The organism is Vibrio sp. YT-16, assembly GCF_033337405.1.
In the GTDB taxonomy this organism is placed as follows: Bacteria; Pseudomonadota; Gammaproteobacteria; order Enterobacterales; family Vibrionaceae; genus Vibrio; species Vibrio alginolyticus.
Genome location: NZ_JAWOQQ010000001.1, coordinates 108,769 through 129,149, shown reverse-complemented (window position 1 = coordinate 129,149; position 20,381 = coordinate 108,769). Strand labels below are relative to the sequence as shown.

15 protein-coding genes are annotated in these 20,381 nt (G+C 44.6%); 7 read left to right on the top strand and 8 right to left on the bottom strand.

Going from position 1 to position 20,381, the window contains the following annotated elements:
* The first annotated feature begins 58 nt into the window (after nt 1–58).
* The 3 genes from R7F07_RS00560 to R7F07_RS00550 are packed head-to-tail and all read left to right on the top strand — an operon-like array spanning nt 59 to nt 2,929.
* A complete protein-coding gene (locus tag R7F07_RS00560) occupies nt 59–1,099 on the top strand; it encodes a glycosyltransferase family 2 protein (RefSeq protein ID WP_005376753.1) in 1,041 nt (346 codons plus the stop codon).
* Nucleotides 1,100–1,101: 2 nt separating this feature from the next.
* Nucleotides 1,102–2,508 carry an ArnT family glycosyltransferase gene (locus tag R7F07_RS00555; RefSeq protein WP_171343046.1) on the top strand — a complete coding sequence of 469 codons (1,407 nt, stop codon included), beginning with the start codon at nt 1,102–1,104 and terminating at the stop codon, nt 2,506–2,508.
* A 4-nt stretch (nt 2,509–2,512) separates the two neighbouring features.
* On the top strand, nt 2,513–2,929 hold the full coding sequence (locus R7F07_RS00550; RefSeq protein ID WP_005376755.1) for a GtrA family protein: 417 nt from the start codon (nt 2,513–2,515) through the stop codon (nt 2,927–2,929).
* A 134-nt stretch (nt 2,930–3,063) separates the two neighbouring features.
* Here the strand turns inward: R7F07_RS00550 and R7F07_RS00545 are convergent, their stop codons facing one another.
* The 5 genes from R7F07_RS00545 to R7F07_RS00525 all read right to left on the bottom strand — a co-directional run bounded on the left by R7F07_RS00545 (nt 3,064) and on the right by R7F07_RS00525 (nt 12,013).
* Nucleotides 3,064–4,008 carry a hypothetical protein gene (locus tag R7F07_RS00545; protein WP_017634703.1) on the bottom strand — a complete coding sequence of 315 codons (945 nt, stop codon included), beginning with the start codon at nt 4,006–4,008 and terminating at the stop codon, nt 3,064–3,066.
* A gap of 3 nt (nt 4,009–4,011) precedes the next feature.
* On the bottom strand, nt 4,012–4,956 hold the full coding sequence (locus tag R7F07_RS00540) for a hypothetical protein (RefSeq protein WP_017634702.1): 945 nt from the start codon (nt 4,954–4,956) through the stop codon (nt 4,012–4,014).
* A gap of 3 nt (nt 4,957–4,959) precedes the next feature.
* Nucleotides 4,960–5,904, bottom strand: a complete 945-nt coding sequence (locus R7F07_RS00535; RefSeq protein WP_033905695.1) for a hypothetical protein — start codon at nt 5,902–5,904, stop codon at nt 4,960–4,962.
* Between the two features lie 3 nt (nt 5,905–5,907).
* Nucleotides 5,908–9,417, bottom strand: coding sequence for a T6SS effector BTH_I2691 family protein (locus tag R7F07_RS00530; protein WP_171343047.1), 3,510 nt, complete (start codon nt 9,415–9,417; stop codon nt 5,908–5,910).
* Between the two features lie 262 nt (nt 9,418–9,679).
* Nucleotides 9,680–12,013, bottom strand: a complete 2,334-nt coding sequence (locus R7F07_RS00525; RefSeq protein ID WP_054574765.1) for a YgiQ family radical SAM protein — start codon at nt 12,011–12,013, stop codon at nt 9,680–9,682.
* A 425-nt stretch (nt 12,014–12,438) separates the two neighbouring features.
* Here R7F07_RS00525 and R7F07_RS00520 point away from each other — a divergent pair, with 425 nt between their 5' ends.
* The 3 genes from R7F07_RS00520 (at nt 12,439) to R7F07_RS00510 (ending at nt 16,046) form a co-directional block, all read left to right on the top strand.
* Complete coding sequence (locus tag R7F07_RS00520) at nt 12,439–14,895, top strand: EAL domain-containing protein (RefSeq protein ID WP_171343048.1); 2,457 nt, start codon at nt 12,439–12,441, stop codon at nt 14,893–14,895.
* An 87-nt stretch (nt 14,896–14,982) separates the two neighbouring features.
* Nucleotides 14,983–15,693: a hypothetical protein gene (locus R7F07_RS00515; RefSeq protein ID WP_005389354.1), complete on the top strand. Its 711-nt coding sequence runs from the start codon at nt 14,983–14,985 to the stop codon at nt 15,691–15,693.
* A 152-nt stretch (nt 15,694–15,845) separates the two neighbouring features.
* Nucleotides 15,846–16,046, top strand: coding sequence for a DUF4250 domain-containing protein (locus R7F07_RS00510; RefSeq protein WP_005376762.1), 201 nt, complete (start codon nt 15,846–15,848; stop codon nt 16,044–16,046).
* 21 nt (nt 16,047–16,067) lie between these two features.
* On the opposite strand, the gene metR is transcribed toward R7F07_RS00510, so the two are convergent.
* On the bottom strand, nt 16,068–16,979 hold the full coding sequence (metR, locus tag R7F07_RS00505) for an HTH-type transcriptional regulator MetR (RefSeq protein ID WP_005376763.1): 912 nt from the start codon (nt 16,977–16,979) through the stop codon (nt 16,068–16,070).
* Between the two features lie 281 nt (nt 16,980–17,260).
* Between metR and metE the strand changes: the two genes are divergently transcribed.
* Complete coding sequence (gene metE, locus R7F07_RS00500; protein ID WP_053306592.1) at nt 17,261–19,543, top strand: 5-methyltetrahydropteroyltriglutamate--homocysteine S-methyltransferase; 2,283 nt, start codon at nt 17,261–17,263, stop codon at nt 19,541–19,543.
* Nucleotides 19,544–19,676: 133 nt separating this feature from the next.
* On the opposite strand, the gene R7F07_RS00495 is transcribed toward metE, so the two are convergent.
* Nucleotides 19,677–20,069: a GspS/AspS pilotin family protein gene (locus R7F07_RS00495; protein ID WP_005376765.1), complete on the bottom strand. Its 393-nt coding sequence runs from the start codon at nt 20,067–20,069 to the stop codon at nt 19,677–19,679.
* 3 nt (nt 20,070–20,072) lie between these two features.
* On the bottom strand, nt 20,073–20,369 hold the full coding sequence (locus R7F07_RS00490) for a YciI family protein (RefSeq protein ID WP_005386727.1): 297 nt from the start codon (nt 20,367–20,369) through the stop codon (nt 20,073–20,075).
* Between the last annotated feature and the right edge of the window lie 12 nt (nt 20,370–20,381).

Sequence of the window (20,381 nt, the reverse complement as noted above, 5' to 3'; positions counted from 1 at the left end):
TCTTTCACATTGATGTTTGTAGACTGGATTCATTCATCGGATTTAGTGGAAGAGTAGCATGTCAACCTTCAACATTCACGCTGTAACCTTTTCAAAGGTGAGCCAACACACTGAGCCTAAAACAGTTTTGTCTGTTGTGGTGCCATTCTTTAACGAGCAAGAAGTCTTGCCTGAATTTCATCGTCGTTTAGCCGCCGTTTTGGATGAAATGCCAGAACGCTGTGAAATCGTCTATGTCGACGACGGTAGCAAAGACGACAGCCTAATGATCGCGCAAAACTTTTCTCAATCTTCTAGCGACGTTCGTTGTATTGCATTAAGCCGTAACTTCGGCAAAGAGTCCGCCATGAGTGCGGGTCTGGAACACTGCCAAGGTGAAGCGGTGATCGTGATTGATGCCGACTTGCAAGACCCGCCGGAGTTGATCCCACAAATGGTATCAAAATGGCGTGAAGGGTATGACGTGGTGAATATGCAGCGCAGCGAACGCCACGGTGAAACTTGGTTCAAACGCTTCTCGGCCGCTTGCTTTTACAAAGTGCTTAATAGCATGGCGAAATTGGATGTGCCGGAGAATGTGGGCGATTTCCGTCTACTGAGCGCAAAAGTGGTTAAACACATCAATGCGCTACCAGAGCGTAACCGATACATGAAAGGCATCTTTTCTTGGCCGGGTTTCAAGCAAGTGACGGTTCAGTTTGAGCGTGACGCTCGTTTCTGTGGTGAGACCAAATGGAACTACCTCAAGTTGATTGGCCTTGCAATGGACGGCATTACCTCGTTTTCCATTCGTCCTTTGCGCTTAGCGACACTTGCCGGTGCATTGGTGGCGTTCAGTGCCTTTATCTATGGCGCATTCATAGTGATGAAAACTGTTGTGTTTGGTGAGCCTGTCACTGGCTACCCATCCATGATGGTCGTCCAACTTGCCTTGGGCGGTGTGCAACTGCTGTCGATTGGCCTTTTGGGCGAATACATTGGCCGCATTTTTGTCGAGACCAAGCAACGTCCTCTTTATCTTGTTCAGTCTGTTTACGAGCAGCCTGCAAAACATCAATCCATCCAAACCATGAAGTTTAAATTGGGAGAAACCGCGTAATCATGAGTATTAATAAAACCCATCTGTGGTTGTTGTTGGCGTTTGCTCTTTTACTTCGTCTTATTTCACTTGCTGCCTACCCTTTGATGGACACCACAGAAGCCCGCTACGGCGAAATGGCGCGTTTAATGGTGGAAACAGGCAATTGGCTTACCCCACAGTTTGATTACGGCGTGCCTTTTTGGGGGAAACCACCCCTGTTCACGTGGATGAGTGCTTACGGCATTGAGCTGTTTGGATTGAATGAATTTGCAGTGCGCGCGCCTCATTGGTTAGCGGGTGTTGCGACGATTGTTTTTGTTGCTTTCATGGCGCATCGCGCTGGCTTTAATGCAGCCATCGCAGCGTTGGTACTGGCGACGTGTGGCATCTTTTCAATTGCGGCGGGTGCAGTGATGACAGACATGGCACTGACATTGGCAATGACCATGGCGATGGTCGGCTTTTACTACTGCTGGCTTGGCAAAGACAACCACAGCCGATTGTGGGGTTATCTCGGTTTCTTTGGCTTGGCTTGCGGGCTGTTAGCAAAAGGTCCGGTGGCGATCGTGATCATGGGCATCGCAGTGTTTCCTTGGCTTGTGATTCAGCATGGTTTCTTCGGTGCCTTCAAAGCCTTGTGGCAGCGTTTTCCAATTGTGTTGGGGTTGGCGCTCATGCTTGCGATTGCTCTACCTTGGTACATCATGGCTGAAATGGCGACGCCTGGATTTATTGATTACTTTATTGTTGGCGAGCACTTTAAGCGTTTTGTTGTCAGCGGTTGGGAAGGGGACCTGTATGGTTCTGCTCATGATCAACCACGTGGGATGATCTGGGTATTCTGGCTACAGTCGGCTGCGCCTTGGTCAATTGTATTGCCTATCTTGGCGTGGAAACGTCGTAAGGTACTCAAAGCCATTGAAACCGATCATCAAGGTTTATTTAGCTTCCTGATGTGTTGGCTGATTTCTCCAATGATCTTGTTCACCATGGCTGGGAATATTCTGCCTGCTTACGTATTACCGGGTGTGCCTGCGTTGGGTATTTTGATTGCAATGCTGGTGGATAAACACGATTTCAAATGGTTGACCGGAACGGCAGCGGTGTTGCCAGCCCTGCTTATGATTGCGATGTTGGTTTTGAATATGGGCAAAGCAGATAGCCGCAGCGACCGTATAATCTTCGCGCAAATTAATGACAACGCTCCGGTCTTTTACATTGGTAAGCGCCCGTTCTCAGGTCAGTTCTATAGTCATGGTCAGGCGAAAAAGCTTGAAGATAAGAATGACTTAAACAATCTGAAGAAATTCCACCTGATTGGTAAATCGCAGCAAGTGGATAGCATGATTCATGAAAATGCGTTGAGTTGTACCAATGAGTTCACAGCAAAATCGAAACGCTCACTCTACACCTGTGTGGTTGGATAACGGAATGCGCAAATTACCAAAATTTGCTTCGCTGGAAAGGTTTGCTTCGTTAACAAGGTTTGCTCTGGTAGGTGGTGTCGGCTTTATGGTCGACACCATTATCTTTTCTGTGTTGTTCCATTGGCTTGGTCTGGAGTTGATGCTGGCTCGTGGGATAGCATTTTTGTTTGCGGCAACCACGACTTGGCTTGGCAATCGCTGGCTGACTTTCTCTCAAGCAGAAAAAACCAACCCTTTCGCTCAATGGCAAAAATTTATGGCGAGTGCCTGTATCAGTGCTTTGCCGAACTTTATTGTGTTCAAAGGCGTAACGCTCTCGTTAGGGACGCAAGGAGTGATGGTCTATTTGGCTTTGATCTTAGGCATATTGGTAGGCATGGTGAGTAACTATTTACTCAGTGCAAAATGGGTGTTTAGTTGAGGATAGAAAGGTTCGGGCTTACTATCCTATCCTCGAGTTAAAAATTCGTTATTTGAACCAATTTTTCTTTTTGTACATCAGAGTAAACCTAAAGCTTTTCATGGGGGGATGTAAAAAGGTAAACAAGCCAAGGTTTATACCTTGGCTGCCGTTAGTTCAGATTTTGATTGTTCGATTTCAGACTCGGTTTGCCACTTGCCGTTGTAAAGATACTTACACTCTGGGAGTGGCGCTTTCGCATCCCTTAAATCAAACACTTCATTGGTAGGGTATTCACGATAATAAGCGGGAGTCGTAAAAAGTCTAGGTTCAGGCTTCGCTTCAAACAGCTTTTTATGATCATTGACCTCTTTACAATCCAGTTTGTAGGCCTCTGACAGTTGCGTGACCATGGATTCTAATTCCACTTCATTTTTAAAGAAAATGTAACAATAAAATCGTCCCTGTGAGCGAAAAGTAATCTCCTGAGCAGTATCTTGGTATTCGCACCTGTCATACTTAAAAAAGAACTTAATTACTTTCCTTTTCTTATTGTAATCAGCAAAGAGCCAGTCTTCACGTTCTCCGACCCTCACTTCTGTTGGTTCATCAGGCTGACGTTTAAGCATTTTAAAGGAGACTAATATAAAAGCACCAGCGCCTGCTAACGCCATCGGGCCAACTACCGCTACCATCAAAACGCAAACTACCGCACCGATCCAGCCAACGGCTTGTGTGGCGGTATTCGCCCACTTAGGCATGTTGCGACGCTTCTTCATCACAAAGCCTTTGTCAGAAAAAATATAGTCATAGCGATAGTCGAGGCCAATCGTAAGGTAAAAGGCTCCAGACACCATCACCGACAAAATAAAAGAAAAAATAGTTACGCCAACCGTGTCACTCGTGTGTATAAACAAAGTTAGTAGGAATGGGGCGATCACAAATGGAAGCGCAAAAAGTTTAAAGTAATAGCGAAATGGTTCCTCTACATCATACTTATGCCATGTTCTGACATTATCGCCTGCGAGTATTTCTTGCTCTTGCGCCTCTTGATAAACTGCCAACTCTTCTGGGGTGATGTAAAATGGTGAATATGCCAAGGGTTACTCCAGAGCTGTAGTTAGTTTAGACTTTGATTGTTCGATTTCAGACTCGGTTTGCCACTTGCCGTTGTAAAGGTATTCACGCTCAGGAAGTGGGGCATTTGACGCCCTTAAATCAAATACCTCTTCGGTTTGATATTCTCTACTACAAACTGGAATACTAAAGAGCCTTGATTCTGGCTTCGATTCAAACAGCTTTTTGTGGTCATCTACCTCTGTACAATCCAGCTTGTAGACCTTTGACAGTTGCGCGATCATGGATTCTAAATCTGCTTCAGTTTTAAAGAAAACATAACAATCTGATCTATCTTGTGAGCGAAAGATAGTCTTATGAGCAGTATCTCGATATCTGCATATGTCCTGCTTAAAATAGAATTGGATCACTTTCCTTTTCTTGTTGTAGCCCGCAAACAGCCAATCTTCTCGTTCGCCTACTCTCACTTCTGTTGGTTCATCAGGCTGACGTTTAAGCATACCAAATGAAACCAATATAAACCCACCAGCTCCGGCAAGAACCATGGGTCCAGCAACCCCAACCATCACGACACAAACTATTGCTCCAATCCAGCCCATGGCTTGAGTCGCAGAGTTGACCCAATTCGGTAAATCACGTCGCTTTTTTATAACCAATCCGCGATCGGACAAGATGTAATCATAACGATTGTCCAACCCAAATGTCAGGTAAGATACACCAGACATGATAATCGTCAGACCCGATAAAATGTAAGTTAAGATCATGTCACTGTTATCATGTAGGAAATAGGTAAGGAAAAATAATGGACTGACAGCGGCTATAGCAATCGATAGGTATAAGTATCGAAAAGGCTCTTCAATATCGTGCTTGTGCCAGGTTGTGAGGTTCATCCCCTTTAGAATTTCTTGCTCTTGTTCTTCTTGATAAGCCGAAAGCTCGTCTGGCGTGATGTAAAAAGGTAAATAAGCCAAGGGTTACTCCTTGGCTGTCGTTAGTTCAGGTTTTGATTGTTCGATTTCAGATTCCGTTTGCCACTTGCCGTTGTAAATACGTCGCCATTCAGGAAGTGGGGCGTTTTTAGCTCTCAGGTCAAAGGTATCGGCTACCGGAAATTCAAGGCTGCGAGAAGGGATATCTTCAATTCGAGGTTCAGGTCTTCCTTCAAAAAACGCTTTATGGTCTGGAAAATCAATACATTCAATGTCGTATTTGTTTGAAAGGGTCTCTAGCATTGCATCTAGGTCTTGAACAGTCCTAAAGAATATGTAGCTATAACCACGAGTTTGAGCTCTGAAGATGGTATGCTTCTCTAGGCTCCATTTAGAACACTCGTCATACTTGTGGTAGAAGCGAATCACTTTACGCTTTTTGTTGTAGTAGGCGAACAGCCAATCTTCTGTCTCTGCTACTCGAACTTCCGTAGGTTCGTCAGGCTGACGATTTAGCATACGAAATGAAACCAGTATAAACCCTCCAGCACCGACAAGAACCATGGGCCCAGCAATACCTACCATTACTACACAAACTATAGCACCAACCCAGCCCATGACCTGCGTTGCTGAGTTTACCCAATTAGGTAAATCACGTCGCTTTTTTATCACTAAGCCGTTGTCGGACAAGGTGTAGTCATAGCGATTGTCTAAACCAAAAGTCAAATAGGACACTCCAGACATGATTATCGTCAGACCCGATAAAATGTAAGTTAAGATCATTTCACTACTATCATGTAGGAAATAGGTAAGGAAAAATAATGGGCTAACTGCGGCTATAGCAATCGATAAATATAAGTATCGAAAAGGTTCCTCAATATCGTGCTTGTGCCAGGTTGCAAGATCTTTCCCCTTTAGAATTTGTTGCTCTTGTTCTTCTTGGTAGGCCGAAAGTTCGTCTGGCGTGATGTAAAAAGGTAAATAAGCCAAGGGTTACTCCTGTAAGCTAAGTTCACTAGCATCAGAAGTTAATGAACTTCTGATCGTTGCTTGTTTAGTATTGTCTGAAATCGCCGTATAAGTTGCACGCTGTTTTGCATTATTTTGGAACCAGTACTTACGGCTTAATTCGTTTTTATCATCAAGGATGTATTCAATCTCAAATGCTAGATAGTTAGCTGAGTCTTTCATTGGTAAAGTTAATTTATAGACGCTTTGAGAATCTGAGGAATCCGTTGAACTATTCAACGTTTCTAGATTTACTCCAGTGTACCAAGCTCCCGACATCAGTCCCTCCTCTGTTACAGAAGTATTTGTCCGAAGTTTTATGCCATCTCTTGCATTATTGGTGGGAACTTGGATATGTAGCTCAATACCAAACAATTCTTGTTTTGCTGCTGGGTACTGTGTTGATGAATTCGGAACGGTACGCATCATTGGTGTTTGGCAGATTAAAGGTTTATCCATTATGGTTTTTAACTCAAAAAGGGCCTCTTGTACTAAAGAAGAATTATGCTTTTCTCTCTTTACCAAGCTTGAGGATTGACTCCAACGTGCTTTATCTGGGTGATAGCCCCAAGGAAGTTTATCTAACCATTTTTGATAATCGTCTTGTTTAAGTTTACTCATGATATGATTACTAAGAAGGTAAACCGCAGTGAGTCCCATAATGACAAACATTACTGGTCCTCCAAAGAGAACGTTTGCCGACCATATACCTGTTATTCCACCAATGGCCTGAAAGGCACCAACGACCGTTAATCCGACCAACGAAGAAAAGTTAAAATACCCAGCGATTCTTGCATCTCTTTCTAGGTCATCGATGCTATTTAAAACACGATAAGCCTCTATTCCTGACGCTAGTGCACCTATGATCCCAGTAACTGCAAGCCATTTATTGAAGGTTTTTATGTCGTCTATTATTAGGTGCTCGAAACCATCGGCTTGATCTGCAATTAGCTTTTTAAGCCTTATCCGTGAGTGTGCTCTGAGTTGGGCTTCACCTTTCACGCTATCCCATAGCTTACCGGTGCGAATTCCCGTCCAAGCGTTTACTGTATAAAAAAGCTTTTGCTGAATATCCAAAAATTCATCTGAGGACATTAACCCCGTGTCTTGGATACTACTCATGGCATCACCAAGCGCGATGCAGTTGAATATTAGTGCTAAAAAGCCTAGGCCACCTGCATTCTCGAACAGTTTATTCAAATCATCGAGCTTATTCATAGCGATCCGAGTTCTAAGCTCGACGGTTCTTTGCGGTAGATCATCGGGTAATTCAATATATTGTGGGTACTCCAATGTAGTTACAGCGAGTGCCTTCTTAATTCTCTTTTTATTTTTTAAAGCTGTTGTGTATTTAGAGTCGGCTTTGCGGTTGTTTTTCTGGAAGTCAGCAATGACCGCATCGTTTTTCTTGAGCTCACTTAGGTAATCATTTACGCGTGTTTTCCATTTTTTAAAATCGCGAGCGTAGCTTTCATTTACAGTCACCGGCATATTGTGTGCCATATGCTCTGCAATAACGGCTAACAAATAATAGCTCTGACGGTTCAGAGGTTTAGCGAAAACAGGCATCAGTAAAATCGATGCTTGTGAAGTCATGCTAACGCCAAACTCTAAAACTCCTTTTGCAAGTGCACCTATTGCAGATTTAAAGATAATGTCCAGCTCTTGGAAGCCTTTGGCGATATCCTTGAGAAAGTCCGTTTCCGCAGTGTTTGGGTTGGAAACAAAATCCATGATCTTAGAGTACATATTCACGCGGTTGCTGGTAGCAGAGATCTGGTCCATCAACTGATTATCAGGATCAGGATTTTCTGAGGCGATCGACTGTTCATCAAGCGCCTCTGTAATATTCTTCTCCATCACTTTAAATAAACTACGACTAAACCCTGAGGCATAGAGAGCAAGTAAACTGGTTGGTTTTTCCCATTGGCTTTCAGCCCACTGTCGGTCTTCTTCTTGCATCACCAGAGTAAATGACTCAACGGCTTGCTTGTGCAGTTGATACAAGCTGTACTGTGTGTCTTCGCTGTATAGGTCGAAGGTTCTTTCGAGATGATGCGGCGTTAAGGACTCCATTACTGCGATAAAGTCGCGTTTGACCGAAACCACTTGGGCTAGCATGGTTTCTTTTTGTTCTGACAGCTCTTGCATCTCGCTCAGCATTTGCTTCCAGTTGAGCTGCTGACGCCAGCGTTCAGTCGCTATCCATTGTTCGTATTTACCAAAACGGCTCGCAGAAATTCGATATTTGTCCTGTATCGCTTTAGCAATGTCACTTTGGGTATGTTGGTGTGATTCAATCGCTCCAGCGGAAAATTTAGCAGGATAGCCGGACTGAACTGAGCTTTTGTTCTGCTCTGCCAAATCAAGTTGGTGAGAGGAGTCATAATAGTCAGCCATGTCGGTATAAAACGACAGCTCTTCGCCGTTACGCTTAACGCTAGCTGGCATGTCTATCTCGTCACTTGCACCAAACATACACAGTTGCATGGCGGTCTGCATCAAGTTCCACTGGTTTGAAAACTGGTCAGTGAAAAGGCGGTAAGGGCTTGCGGCACCAACAAAATGCAGTGACATATCTTGAATGTCTGCGGCGTAATCTTTTATCGCGACGAAGTAGCCTGATTCTTCTTCTGGAATCGCAGAGGTTAAATCGCTTTCGACTGCGACAGGTTTAAAGACAGAACCATCTTCATCTGCTTTGGTGGCGATGCCAGAATCCGCAAAGCGACCATCATCGACGGCAGAAGATTCAATATCAGCGACTTGGGTTAACTTATCTATTGGTGCAATGTTGTGCTGATTCTCGTTTGAGGACAGAACAATGGTTTGCATGCGATCGATATGATTACTCGGATTGTTAAGTACGCGCATGAACGTGTGCCATGTCCACCGGTGCTCAGAGAAGCAAATCGATAGTACGCTTCCGTTGACGTAAGTAAGGAAGGGCTTTGCATCTTGTGGTGTCCCACGCTGCTCTGATTTTGGGCTTTCTGATTCTCCCAACTTATAGAGCGTGAATTGCGTTCCTTTGATTTCGTATTCGTCTAAGCTTTTGTTGATTGCATCATAGACATACAGCCAACCGTCGCGCAGTTGACGCAGGGTGTAACCAACGGTATTGAGTTTGGCTGGGCCTTGGCCTTTCCATTCTTCAGGCAAACCAAAAGGTTGTGTCTCTTCTGTTTCTAGCTGATCGATGGCATAGCGGACTGGGATAAAGTGCGCAGGTGATGCTTCCGTTGCTTCTTTCTCAGTTTTTAAATTGAGAGGCTCAGGTTCAGACGGCGGTGGCGGATCGATTTTTTTTGTTTCTCCCTCCCAAAACATACTGCGCTCTGGGGGTGAGCCAGCAAGATCATCGGATTCCGTGGTTGGAACGATATTCAGCGATTTCAGTGTACCATCGCTTTCAAATGCCTGAACGGCCTCCTCATAGGTATAGCTGTTGTCATACCAGAACATAGAAGTTTTTGGGGGAAGTGGATTATTCATCGTTAGCCCATGTTTAAGAGTTTTACTCTGTTACGCAAATATCGCACCAAAATAAAGCAATTAAAAATCAATGAGTTAGATTTTTATGGTTTTGCGTCAATCAAATAATTGTTTGTTTTTCCAATAAGTTGGTTGGTGTTTACCATTTTTTGTATTGATTGAATCAAAGTTTTAGTTGTGAGTGACGCCTCAATGAGCCGACAAAACAAAAGGGCTCCAGAGTTACCTCTGGAGCCCTTTCTAGTATCTAAGTGCTAAAGAGTTAGCGACGCTTTGGTTTACGTTGACCAGTTGGTTTGCCTTGTGCTTGTGGGCGACCTTGGCCTTGCGGCTTGCTACCTGCCGGGCGGTTTGCACCGTTGCCGCTAGGACGTTGGCCGTTGCTTGCAGGGCGTTGACCACCTGTAGCTTTACCCGAACCGTTACGGTTGCCAGATGGTTTACCATCTTTTGAACCGCCTTCAGAGCGTTTGTTCAAATGACCACCGAAGCCTGGTTGGTTTTTGGTATGTTTGGTTGCAAAGCGGTTTGCCCCGTGACGACCAGATTTACGACGTTGCGCAGGTGTTTGTGCTTCAATGTCTTCTGCAGGAACGAGACAGCCTTGTTTGTCACCAATCAAATGTTTTTTACCCATACTGACTAGGGCTTCACGGATCATTGGCCAGTTTGCTGGATCGTGATAACGCAACAGCGCTTTATGCAGGCGACGTTGACGTTCACCTTTTGCTACAGGTACATCTTCACGTTTTTTGTACTTCACGCGTTTCAGAGGGTTTGTCTCTGAGTAGTACATCGACGTTGCGTTACACATTGGCGAAGGGTAGAAGTTTTGTACTTGGTCACATTCGAAGTTGTTCTTTTTCAGCCACAGAGCAAGGTTCAGCATGTCTTCGTCCTCTGTGCCTGGGTGCGCAGAGATAAAATAAGGGATTAAGTACTGCTTCTTGCCTGCTTCTGCACTGTATTTCTCGAACATCTCTTTAAAGCGATCGTACGTACCCATGCCTGGCTTCATCATTAGATCAAGAGGACCTTTCTCTGTATGTTCCGGTGCAATCTTCAAGTAACCGCCCACGTGGTGAGTCACGAGCTCTTTCACGTATTCTGGTGATTCAATCGCAAGGTCGTAACGTACGCCAGATGCAACCATCACTTTCTTCACGCCTTCAACTTTACGCGCTTCGCGGTATAAATCGATTGTGTGTTTGTGGTCTGTGTTTAGCTTGTTACAGATGCCCGGGAATACACAAGAAGGACGACGACAGTTCGCTTCCGCTTTTGGATCTTTACAGCCCAGGCGGTACATGTTTGCAGTCGGGCCACCAAGATCGGAAATTGTGCCGGTAAAGCCCGGAACTTTGTCGCGAATTTCTTCAATCTCGTTGATGATAGACTCTTTCGAACGGTTTTGAATGATTCGACCTTCATGCTCGGTAATCGAACAGAAAGAACAGCCACCAAAGCAACCACGCATGATGTTCACAGACGTCTTGATCATGTCGTACGCAGGAATTTTTGCTTTGCCGTACATAGGATGAGGAACACGCGCGTAAGGCAGGCCAAACACAAAGTCCATCTCTTCGGTCGTCAATGGGATTGGGGCTTGGTTTACCCAAAGTTCACGATCACCATGGCTTTGAAGTAACGCTCGACCAGAGTACGGGTTCGTTTCTAGATGCAATACACGGCTTGCATGCGCATAAAGAATACGATCGTTTCTTAGCTTTTCAAACGAAGGTAAACGGACCGCAGTCGTCGCAGCATCGTGGCGTGATGGGCGAATTGTGATTGGTTGTGCAACTGGCTCGTCTTTTTTAGTTTCACACTGAGTTTCTACTTCGTATGGGTTCTTTGGTACGAACGCCTCTTTACGAGGTTTTTCAATGCGAGAAGAATCAATAACCGTGTAGCCTTCTGGTGCAGCTGGCAAGTTCACGGCAGTACCACGAATATTGGTCATGGTGCTGATGTCTTCGCCGTTTGCGATGCGATGTGCTACTTCGACAAGTGCGCGCTCTGCGTTACCAAAAAGTAGGATGTCTGCTTTTGCATCAAACAGTACAGAACGGCGAACTTTATCTGACCAGTAATCGTAGTGTGCCACACGGCGTAGGCTAGCTTCGATACCACCTAAAACAATAGGTACTTCTTTGTATGCCTCACGACAACGTTGAGAGTAAACCAACGTTGCTCGGTCTGGGCGTTTGCCACCTTCGTTATTTGGTGTGTACGCGTCATCGTGACGAAGTTTTTTATCCGCAGTGTAACGGTTGATCATGGAGTCCATGTTACCCGCAGTGATCCCGAAGAACAGATTTGGCTTACCAAGTTGCATGAACGCATCTTTATTTTGCCATTCTGGTTGAGCAATGATACCGACACGGAAACCTTGTGCTTCTAGCAGGCGGCCAATGATAGCCATACCAAAGCTTGGGTGATCCACATAAGCGTCACCGGTTACAATGATAATGTCACAGCTATCCCATCCTAGGGCATCCATTTCTTTGCGACTGGTCGGCAAGAAAGGTGCCGTACCAAAACACTCTGCCCAGTATTTTTTGTACTCATGAATAGGAGTGATGTTATTGGTCATATTTTGCTCTCTGTTCCAGGGAGCGCGAATTATAGCGATTTGATTATCAGGTATCTATAACAAACTCATCTATTCCAGCTTAGTTCATCGAGTTTTATTTGGTTTGTAAAAATATCAATGCTCTATCGGCGATTTTCTGTCTAATTTCACCTTGAAAGCCTCATGGTTATAGATCGGTTCATGAAAAATGTCGCAATCTTAATACAAAGTATAAGCAATGGTGTGCTTATATGGGGTAAAGCCTATAATCAAATTAGTGCATATTAAATGCAAAAGGCTGAGCTGCTCTGGAAATAGTTCTAAGTCGATAGGCTTATCGTTGACACAATCCATCTATAAAGAGGATCGGCAGGTCCCAACTGGAATGTCGCGAATTGACTGTGAATTTTGAGCCTTGGGCTAATTACAAAAAAAGGGGCTAGGGTATGAGTGAATCTACGACAACAGTGCATCCAAAAATGCAAACGACTTCCAGTCTAACTCCTGTTATAGAGTGGTCTTACGATATTGATACTCGCGAGTTCGAATGTGATCAGCAAGGAATGGCAAAGGCATTTGGGATAAGTACGCCAGTAACCAGCCTAAATAACTTGTTTGATCATATGCTGATGGGGCAACAAGAAACTCTAAAACAACGAATTCTAGAAGTGGAACTCTTTGGCGGACGGGGGCGGTTTTCTTGTTGCATGATGCTAAAAAACGTTAACTTAGTGCACGTTACTATTAGTTTTGAAAGGCTCAATAAGCGCATTATCCAAGGCACTATCATTCCACAATTAACAATCACTGGTTGCGAGGAGTTAGCGAAAATCCTCGAAACGATTTTTGATTTGCCAAATGTAGGCGTTTTAGTTGCCGATGAAGATACGCGCATCTTAGGTTGTAACCGTGCCTTTGAGTTACAAATGGGCTATCAAAACCGAGATCTGGTTGGGCTTAAAACTCATATATTCAGTACCTCTCACCATAGCCAAGCGTTTTATGAGCAGCTGTGGCAGCAAATTAATGATGAAGGATGTTGGTGTGGTAACTTGCTGAGCAAAACAGCAAATGGTAGCAACCAAGCTCATCATCTTTGTATTTACCGACTTACGTTTCACTCTGGACGAATTCTTTATCTCGGATTTTCTACGGATATTTCTGCTTCGTTGTTGTGGATGAAAAATCGTTGTGAACAACAGCATGATTGGGCTGCCTTTTTACCAACGAGGAAAGAATTTGAACTCCAATTAGCTAACTTAGCGAATGAAAGCAGAAATAAAGAACTCAACATTGTTATGACACTCAGACCCAAGTTTTCGGAGAGATACTTGCTTGAACAGCAATTAGGTTTTGCAGATTTTATTATGCGAAGTCGCTACACCAGTATTGCGGGGCAGTTATCTCGGGACGTGTTTGTCGTATGCTTGCAGACCCCTCATTGTCAATGGTTGAGCCCGGTTCGTTTGATCCAAATTGCCATGAAAGGATTCTTTAATGAGCTTAGAAATGAAATGGGCACAAAAATGCATGCCACTATCGTTAAAGGCCAAACTGGTGTGTCAATCCTTGGCTATGATACGAACCGACCAAGACAAGCGCTAGCACATGCAGCGCAAGCGATGTTGTCCTCTATTTCCGGTGAAGGCAGCTATTTCAACTTTTACGACAGTGAACTTCACTCTGAATTAGTGAAGCGCCAACATCTCGAGGCGTTTTTGGAGGCGCAAATAGAGAGTGGACTAGTGGACGTTTACTTTCAACCGATCATCGACGTTCAAACCGGAAGAGTGGTTAAGTTCGAGGCCCTCGCACGCTTCTATGATGAAAATGATGCGTATTGTACGCAGAAGATGATCGCTATTATTGAAGATCTAGAACTCATAGCGGCACTTGATGATGTGGTCTGCCAAGCTGCGTTGAAGCACTTTCCGCGCTTACAAGAAATTTATGGCGAGGAAGTGGGCGTGACCATCAATCGCTCCCTCAATACGAAATTGGATTCTCTTCAGATCCTTCAGCGGTCGCATGATTTGATTAAAGCCAGTGGTGTAGACCCTAAGCGAGTAACTATCGAGCTAACAGAAACCGCGTATTTTGAACAAGATGAGGAGCATACTCGAGCTCTAGAGGAAGTGCGGAAAGAGGGCATTGAGATCGCGATTGATGACTTCGGTACTGGGTATTCTTCTTTTTCTTATCTAGAAAAAGGGCAGTTTGATTTACTGAAAATAGACCGAAAATTCATCAAGAACATTCATAAAGGGAGCACCAGCTATAACATTGTGAAAATGGTCACCGAGCTTGCACAGCAAATGAATGTAAAAGTGGTTGCTGAAGGCGTGGAATCTAAGCAAGAACTTCAAGTATTGGCAGAAATCGGTGTCGATTACATGCAGGGCTTTCTATTTTCTGCTGCCGTGCCTGTCGATTTGATGGATAAAGCGGACAGTTATGAGCATCTGTTCTCTGACATCGCGATTGAGTCTAAGCAAAGTGATGTGTTGCAATCTTTGAGCCATGAACAAGTCAGGTCTATGGACCCTGGAGAACCGCTCTCCTTGGCAGTGGAGTACATGAATTTGAATCCAAGCTTGCCTTTAGTTGTTCTCAATGAAAATCGTTGTGTTGGGTTAATTACGAAAGAGACGGTGAATTTACACCTAACGCCCTCGATGGGCACAGAGCGAGAAACTGAACGAGAAAGCAGAATTTGGAAACGTCCTGTTAATCAGATAATGAGCACCGAATTTGTGTTGGTTGATGAGGATTTACCTGTCTCTGTTATTCGAGAGTTGGTTAAAACCGGCATTCGTTTCCCTTGGGTATTGTGTAATACCAAAGAAGAGTACCGTGGAGTTTTAACGCAGGAAGACGCGTTGAAGTATCTTGCTTCTCTGTGAATAAAATTGTCTTACCGTTTTAGCTCATTTGGGGGCCGACTTTCGGTGGTTTGGCGATAGTTGATTTGATATTATCGCCCCCCCAAAATGACTTTTGAGCGTGCATTCAACATGATTCAACAATTGCTGGTTACTTTCCCTCCGATGCTATTTGGCGCACAAGCGCTACTGACTTTGCTTCTAATCAAGGGCGATATTTGTCCTGGTCAGCGAGGACGTCTTCATAAAATGTTGCCTGCAGTAGCTGTATTGTGGCTCGCTGTTGCGTCACTTCGCATTGAAGCATTTATGATCGTGTTTGCTATTTTCTACTTCTATTCTCAGGTTCAAACCAAGAAAACGCGTGAAAAAGGGCCACTATGGGCGATGCATTTAGCGAATGGTTTGGCCTTTGCGTATGTGAGTATTCAAGTATTTGAGCAATCAAGCTGGCCAGCATCGATAGCGATGGCGCTAATGATATTTTTCCTTGGGGCGTCATTTTCTCAATTGCTGCTTACGATAGCTCGCAGCAGATTACAGGCATTTCACCGTATTTTACCAGTTACGGGCATTGTGTCTGGAATGCTATTAGTCATCGCAACGTTGTTTGCTTCTTATCAGTTAAATGAAGCCACACTAAACGCTGCGACACAGCCGATCTTGCTGTCTTTAGCTATGCTAATTTCTTCAATTATTGTGTGGTGTTGGCATATTTTTACGCATAAGAAACCAGAAAAGGTGCAACTGAGCGTTGCCTTGTTGCTAGCACTCGCGTCGATGACGAGCCTGCAAGGTTTATTCTCTCTCGCGGCTTAACCTCTATTCTAAAGACAAAGCTAGACAGCTTATATCCAAGTGCTTTCTTGGTGCTTGGGTATAAGGTGATCACGTTTTAGATCGCACTCACTTTAAATTCGCGTGATTACTACTACGCTTGTTTATATACCTTGTCGAAGAGGAGAGTCGCGATGGATTTAAGCAATGTAGGTAATCTGGACAGCACTATTTTGCTAGGTATCGTCAACGAAAAGCTACGTTTAGAGTGCGACAGTTTTGACGAGTTAGTATCAGTGTATGAGATGGATGTAGAGTCTGTAGTCGGCAAGCTTGATATGCTCGGTTATCAGTACGATCCATTGACTAACCAATTTAAAGCATATCAACGCTAAGCCTTTCATAACCCAAATCTTTTAAGCCACCTTGATTCCGTCAAGGTGGCTTTTACATTGTAGCCTCGCGGTTGCGAAAAAAGCTTGTAAGTAACGCTTTTCTTTCTCTGAGTGACGCGTTGCAGCAAACAAGCGACGCCATAAGCCTTGGCCGAAAGGTTTACTGGTAATAAGACCTTGGCGAGAAAATTCAGAAATCGCCCAATTGGGTAGTGCCGCCACCCCTAATCCAGCAGAGACCATCTGAACTAACATGAGAGTGTTGTCGGCTTGCTTCCATTTCGCAGGTTCTATTCCTGCTGGCTGAAGAAAGTGTTTTACGACGTCTAGCCTTTGTTTTTGAACCGGATAAGAGAGCATGGTTTGATCTGCGAGATCTTGCGGATCAATAATTTCTTTTTCCGCCAATGGGTGGTTGGTTGCGGTAATTAAACGCATTTCAAAGTCGAATAGAGGCTCGTAGTGGACTTCAGATCGAGGTTGGATATCGGAAGTAATAACGAGATCGAGTTCGCCTGCCAATAGAGCTGGGAGTGGTTCAAAGCCAAAACCAGAGGAAAAGTCCAATGTTACGCTAGGCCAAGCAAGTTGGTACTCCCTAAGTGCAGGCATTAGCCATTGGAAGCAAGAGTGACATTCAATGGCCATATGTAATCGGCCATTGACGTCCTCTTTCAAGCTCGCTAAATCATTTTCTGCTCTTGCGAGTTTCGGAAGGATATCTTCTGCAAGACGCAATAGGATTTCTCCCTCTGAAGTGAACTTCACCGGACGAGTCTTTCTCAGGAACAGTTGCCCTCCAATTCGCGCCTCCAAATCTTTGATCTGATGAGACAGTGCCGACTGAGTGAGATGCAAAGCGGTCGCTGTCGCCGTTAGAGAGCCAGTGTCTCGAAGCGAAGTGAGTGTCCGCAAATGTTTTAGCTCTATCATGAATTCCTTTCATCCTTTGTTGCTCGCTATGAACAGAATAGCAATCGTGTAAATAACTTAACGACAAAAAATGGATATGTAAACGTCTAGACGTCTATTTGTTGTTTTTATTTGCGAATCATGTCGCTTCATGATGAATTTTTTTAATAAACAAGTTGAATAAATGGACGTTGTTCTAATATCAGATGAGAGCGATAGTTTAGCCATCCAGACATCTTATTATTTACCGAAAGATGCTCTGACCCAAACAAATTGAACAAAATTGAGAAAGGAATAGGGACATGGCGACAACGACTCACATACTAGGTTATCCACGCATTGGTGAAAAAAGAGAATTAAAATTCGCTCAGGAGAAATACTGGCGAGGAGAAATTGATCAAGCTGAGCTTAAAAAGGTTGGGGCAGATCTACGCGCCAAAAACTGGCAAACACAAACGGATGCTGGTCTGAGTTTTGCCACCGCTGGCGACTTCGCTTGGTACGATCATGTACTGACGACCACGTTGCTATTGGGTCATGTGCCAAAGCGTCACGCTGATGGTTTCCCTAACCTGGATACGTTGTTTAAAGTGGGTCGCGGTCAATCTCAGGCGGGTTGCAGCTGTGCGGGCGCTGCGGCATCGGATATGACCAAATGGTTCAACACAAACTACCATTACATTGTCCCTGAGTTCAGCAAGGACGATACGTTTGAAGTGAGCTGGCCGCAACTGTTTGAAGAAGTCAACGAAGCGCTTCAAGCTGGCCACCAAGTGAAGCCTGTTTTGCTTGGCCCAGTCAGTTACCTTTACTTGGGCAAAGAGGTCGAAGAAGGGTTTGACCGCTTAACCCTGCTACCACGCTTACTTACTGCTTACCAAGCTATTTTGGCAAAGCTAGCAAGTCAAGGTGTTGAGTGGGTTCAGATTGATGAGCCAATTTTGTCACTGGAGCTAGAAAGCAAATGGGCTGATTCGTTTAAGCTAGCCTACCAAGTGATTCGAAGCGATGTAAAAGTGCTGCTAACGACGTACTTTGACTCCGTAAGCGATACGCTAGACAAAATTGTAGAGCTACCGGTGGATGGTTTGCATATCGATTTATCTGCCGTCCCTCAGCAGCTTGACGATGTGGTTGCCAAGTTACCGGAGGGGTGGGTGCTTTCTGCCGGCGTTGTGAATGGTCGTAACGTGTGGCGTTCAGATTTAAGTGCCCAACTCGAGAGTCTACAGCCAGTCAAAGAGAAACTGGGCGACAAACTTTGGGTTGCCAGTTCATGTTCTCTGCTACATAGCCCTGTTGATTTAGCACTGGAAACAGAACTGAGCGAAGAAGTAAAAAGTTGGTTTGCCTTTGCAAAACAAAAAGTGGCAGAAGTCGCCTTGCTTGGCCGAGCGCTCGATGGTGACCAAAATGCGATTCTCGCTTGTGATACCTATAGCCAGCCAATCAAAGCGCGCAAGACAGCAACACATGTGAATAAACCTCAAGTACAAGCGCGTTTAAACAACATTACCGCGTCACTTGCCGAGCGCAGCGCACCTTATGCAGAGCGTGCTGCGCATCAAGCTGAAGTATTGGGCTTGCCTTTGTTGCCAACAACGACAATCGGCTCTTTTCCTCAAACGGGTGAAATCCGGGTGCAGCGCAGCGCTTATCGTACAGGTCAATTATCTGAGTCTGAATATATCCAAGCACTTAAAGGACATATTGCTGACGCAGTAAAACGTCAAGAGGCGCTCGACCTAGATGTGCTAGTTCATGGTGAAGCAGAGCGTAACGACATGGTGGAATACTTCGCTGAGAACTTGGCGGGTTTTCAAACGACCAAATTTGGTTGGGTACAGAGTTATGGTTCTCGCTGTGTGAAACCTGCCATTGTAGTTGCTGACATTGAACGTGAAAAACCGATCACAGTTGAATGGTCGACGTACGCCCAGTCGCTAACCAGCAAACAGATGAAAGGCATGTTGACTGGACCAGTAACGATTTTATGTTGGACGTTCCCACGTGAAGACATCACACGTCAAGAAATTGCGCAGCAACTTGCTTTGGCACTACGTGATGAGGTGTCTGACCTGCAAGATGCAGGCATCAATATCATTCAAATTGATGAGCCAGCCATTCGAGAAGGTTTACCACTCAAAAAACGCGATCACAAAGCGTACTTAGAATGGGCCGTAAATGCGTTTAAGGTCTCTGCGGCAAGTGCAAAACCAGAAACTCAGATTCACACTCATATGTGTTACAGCGAGTTCAATGAAATCATTGATTCGGTTGCGGCACTCGATGCGGACGTCATTACCATTGAAACATCTCGCTCAAATATGGAGCTGCTGAAAGCATTTGAAGAGTTCAATTACCCGAACGAAATTGGCCCTGGTGTTTATGACATTCACTCACCAAACATTCCTACGGAAGAATGGATTGAAGGTTTAATCAAGAAAGCGGCAGAAAAAATTCCGGCTCAACGTTTGTGGGTAAACCCAGATTGTGGTCTGAAAACACGAAACTGGAAGGAGACAGAAGCCGCATTGGCAAATCTGGTTTCAGCGGCGAAGAAGCTCCGTGCTGAGCTGGCGTAACACATCGTTACAGCAAATAAAAACGGAGACTGTAGTCTCCGTTTTTCTATTCTTAATTGTTAACTTTCGTTTTCAGATTATTCAATAATAGCGAATCATCGTCTCGTGCCGAAAGCAACAAAAATTACTGTAGCTACTTCACCTGAGTACAAGTCTGTGCGGAAACCAACTCATCTGCCATCAACTGACCGCGAGAATTACGTACCTTAATACGATACATCAAGCCCATATCAATTTGCTTGCGAACTTCTGGGTTGCTGCAGTAGGTATAGATACTGGTATTCAGTACTTGATTTAACGGCTTTGCACCGAGTGCGCCATCGTTATAAATCATCATCATCTCTACAACATTTTTGTTGGATGAGACACGCATTATTTGCAGTGGACCGTACTCTAAAGGGAGACCAGCAGACAAAACTCCTGCTCGGTTTGATGCCATAAGCTCAAGTTGGCGCTGCTTATCATCGGTTGATGAACAGCCAGCCAGAGCACCAAATACCAAGAAAAGACACAGTAATTTTTTCATAAATTAAAACACTTTTTTGAACGGTTTCACGATTACATGATCGTAAACACCAGCCGCTACATAAGGATCGGCTTCTGCCCACGCTTTAGCATCCTCTAGAGAGGCGAATTCAGCGATGACAGTTGAGCCCGTAAATCCAGCTTCACCAGGATTGTCAGAATCTATCGCAGGCATCGGACCAGCTGTAAGAAGGCGGCCTTCGTCTTGTAGCTTTTGTAAGCGATCCAAGTGTTGTGGGCGAACGCTCATGCGTTTTTCCAACGAGTTCTCAACGTCCTGTGAAAAGATGACATACCACATAGCATAGTTCCT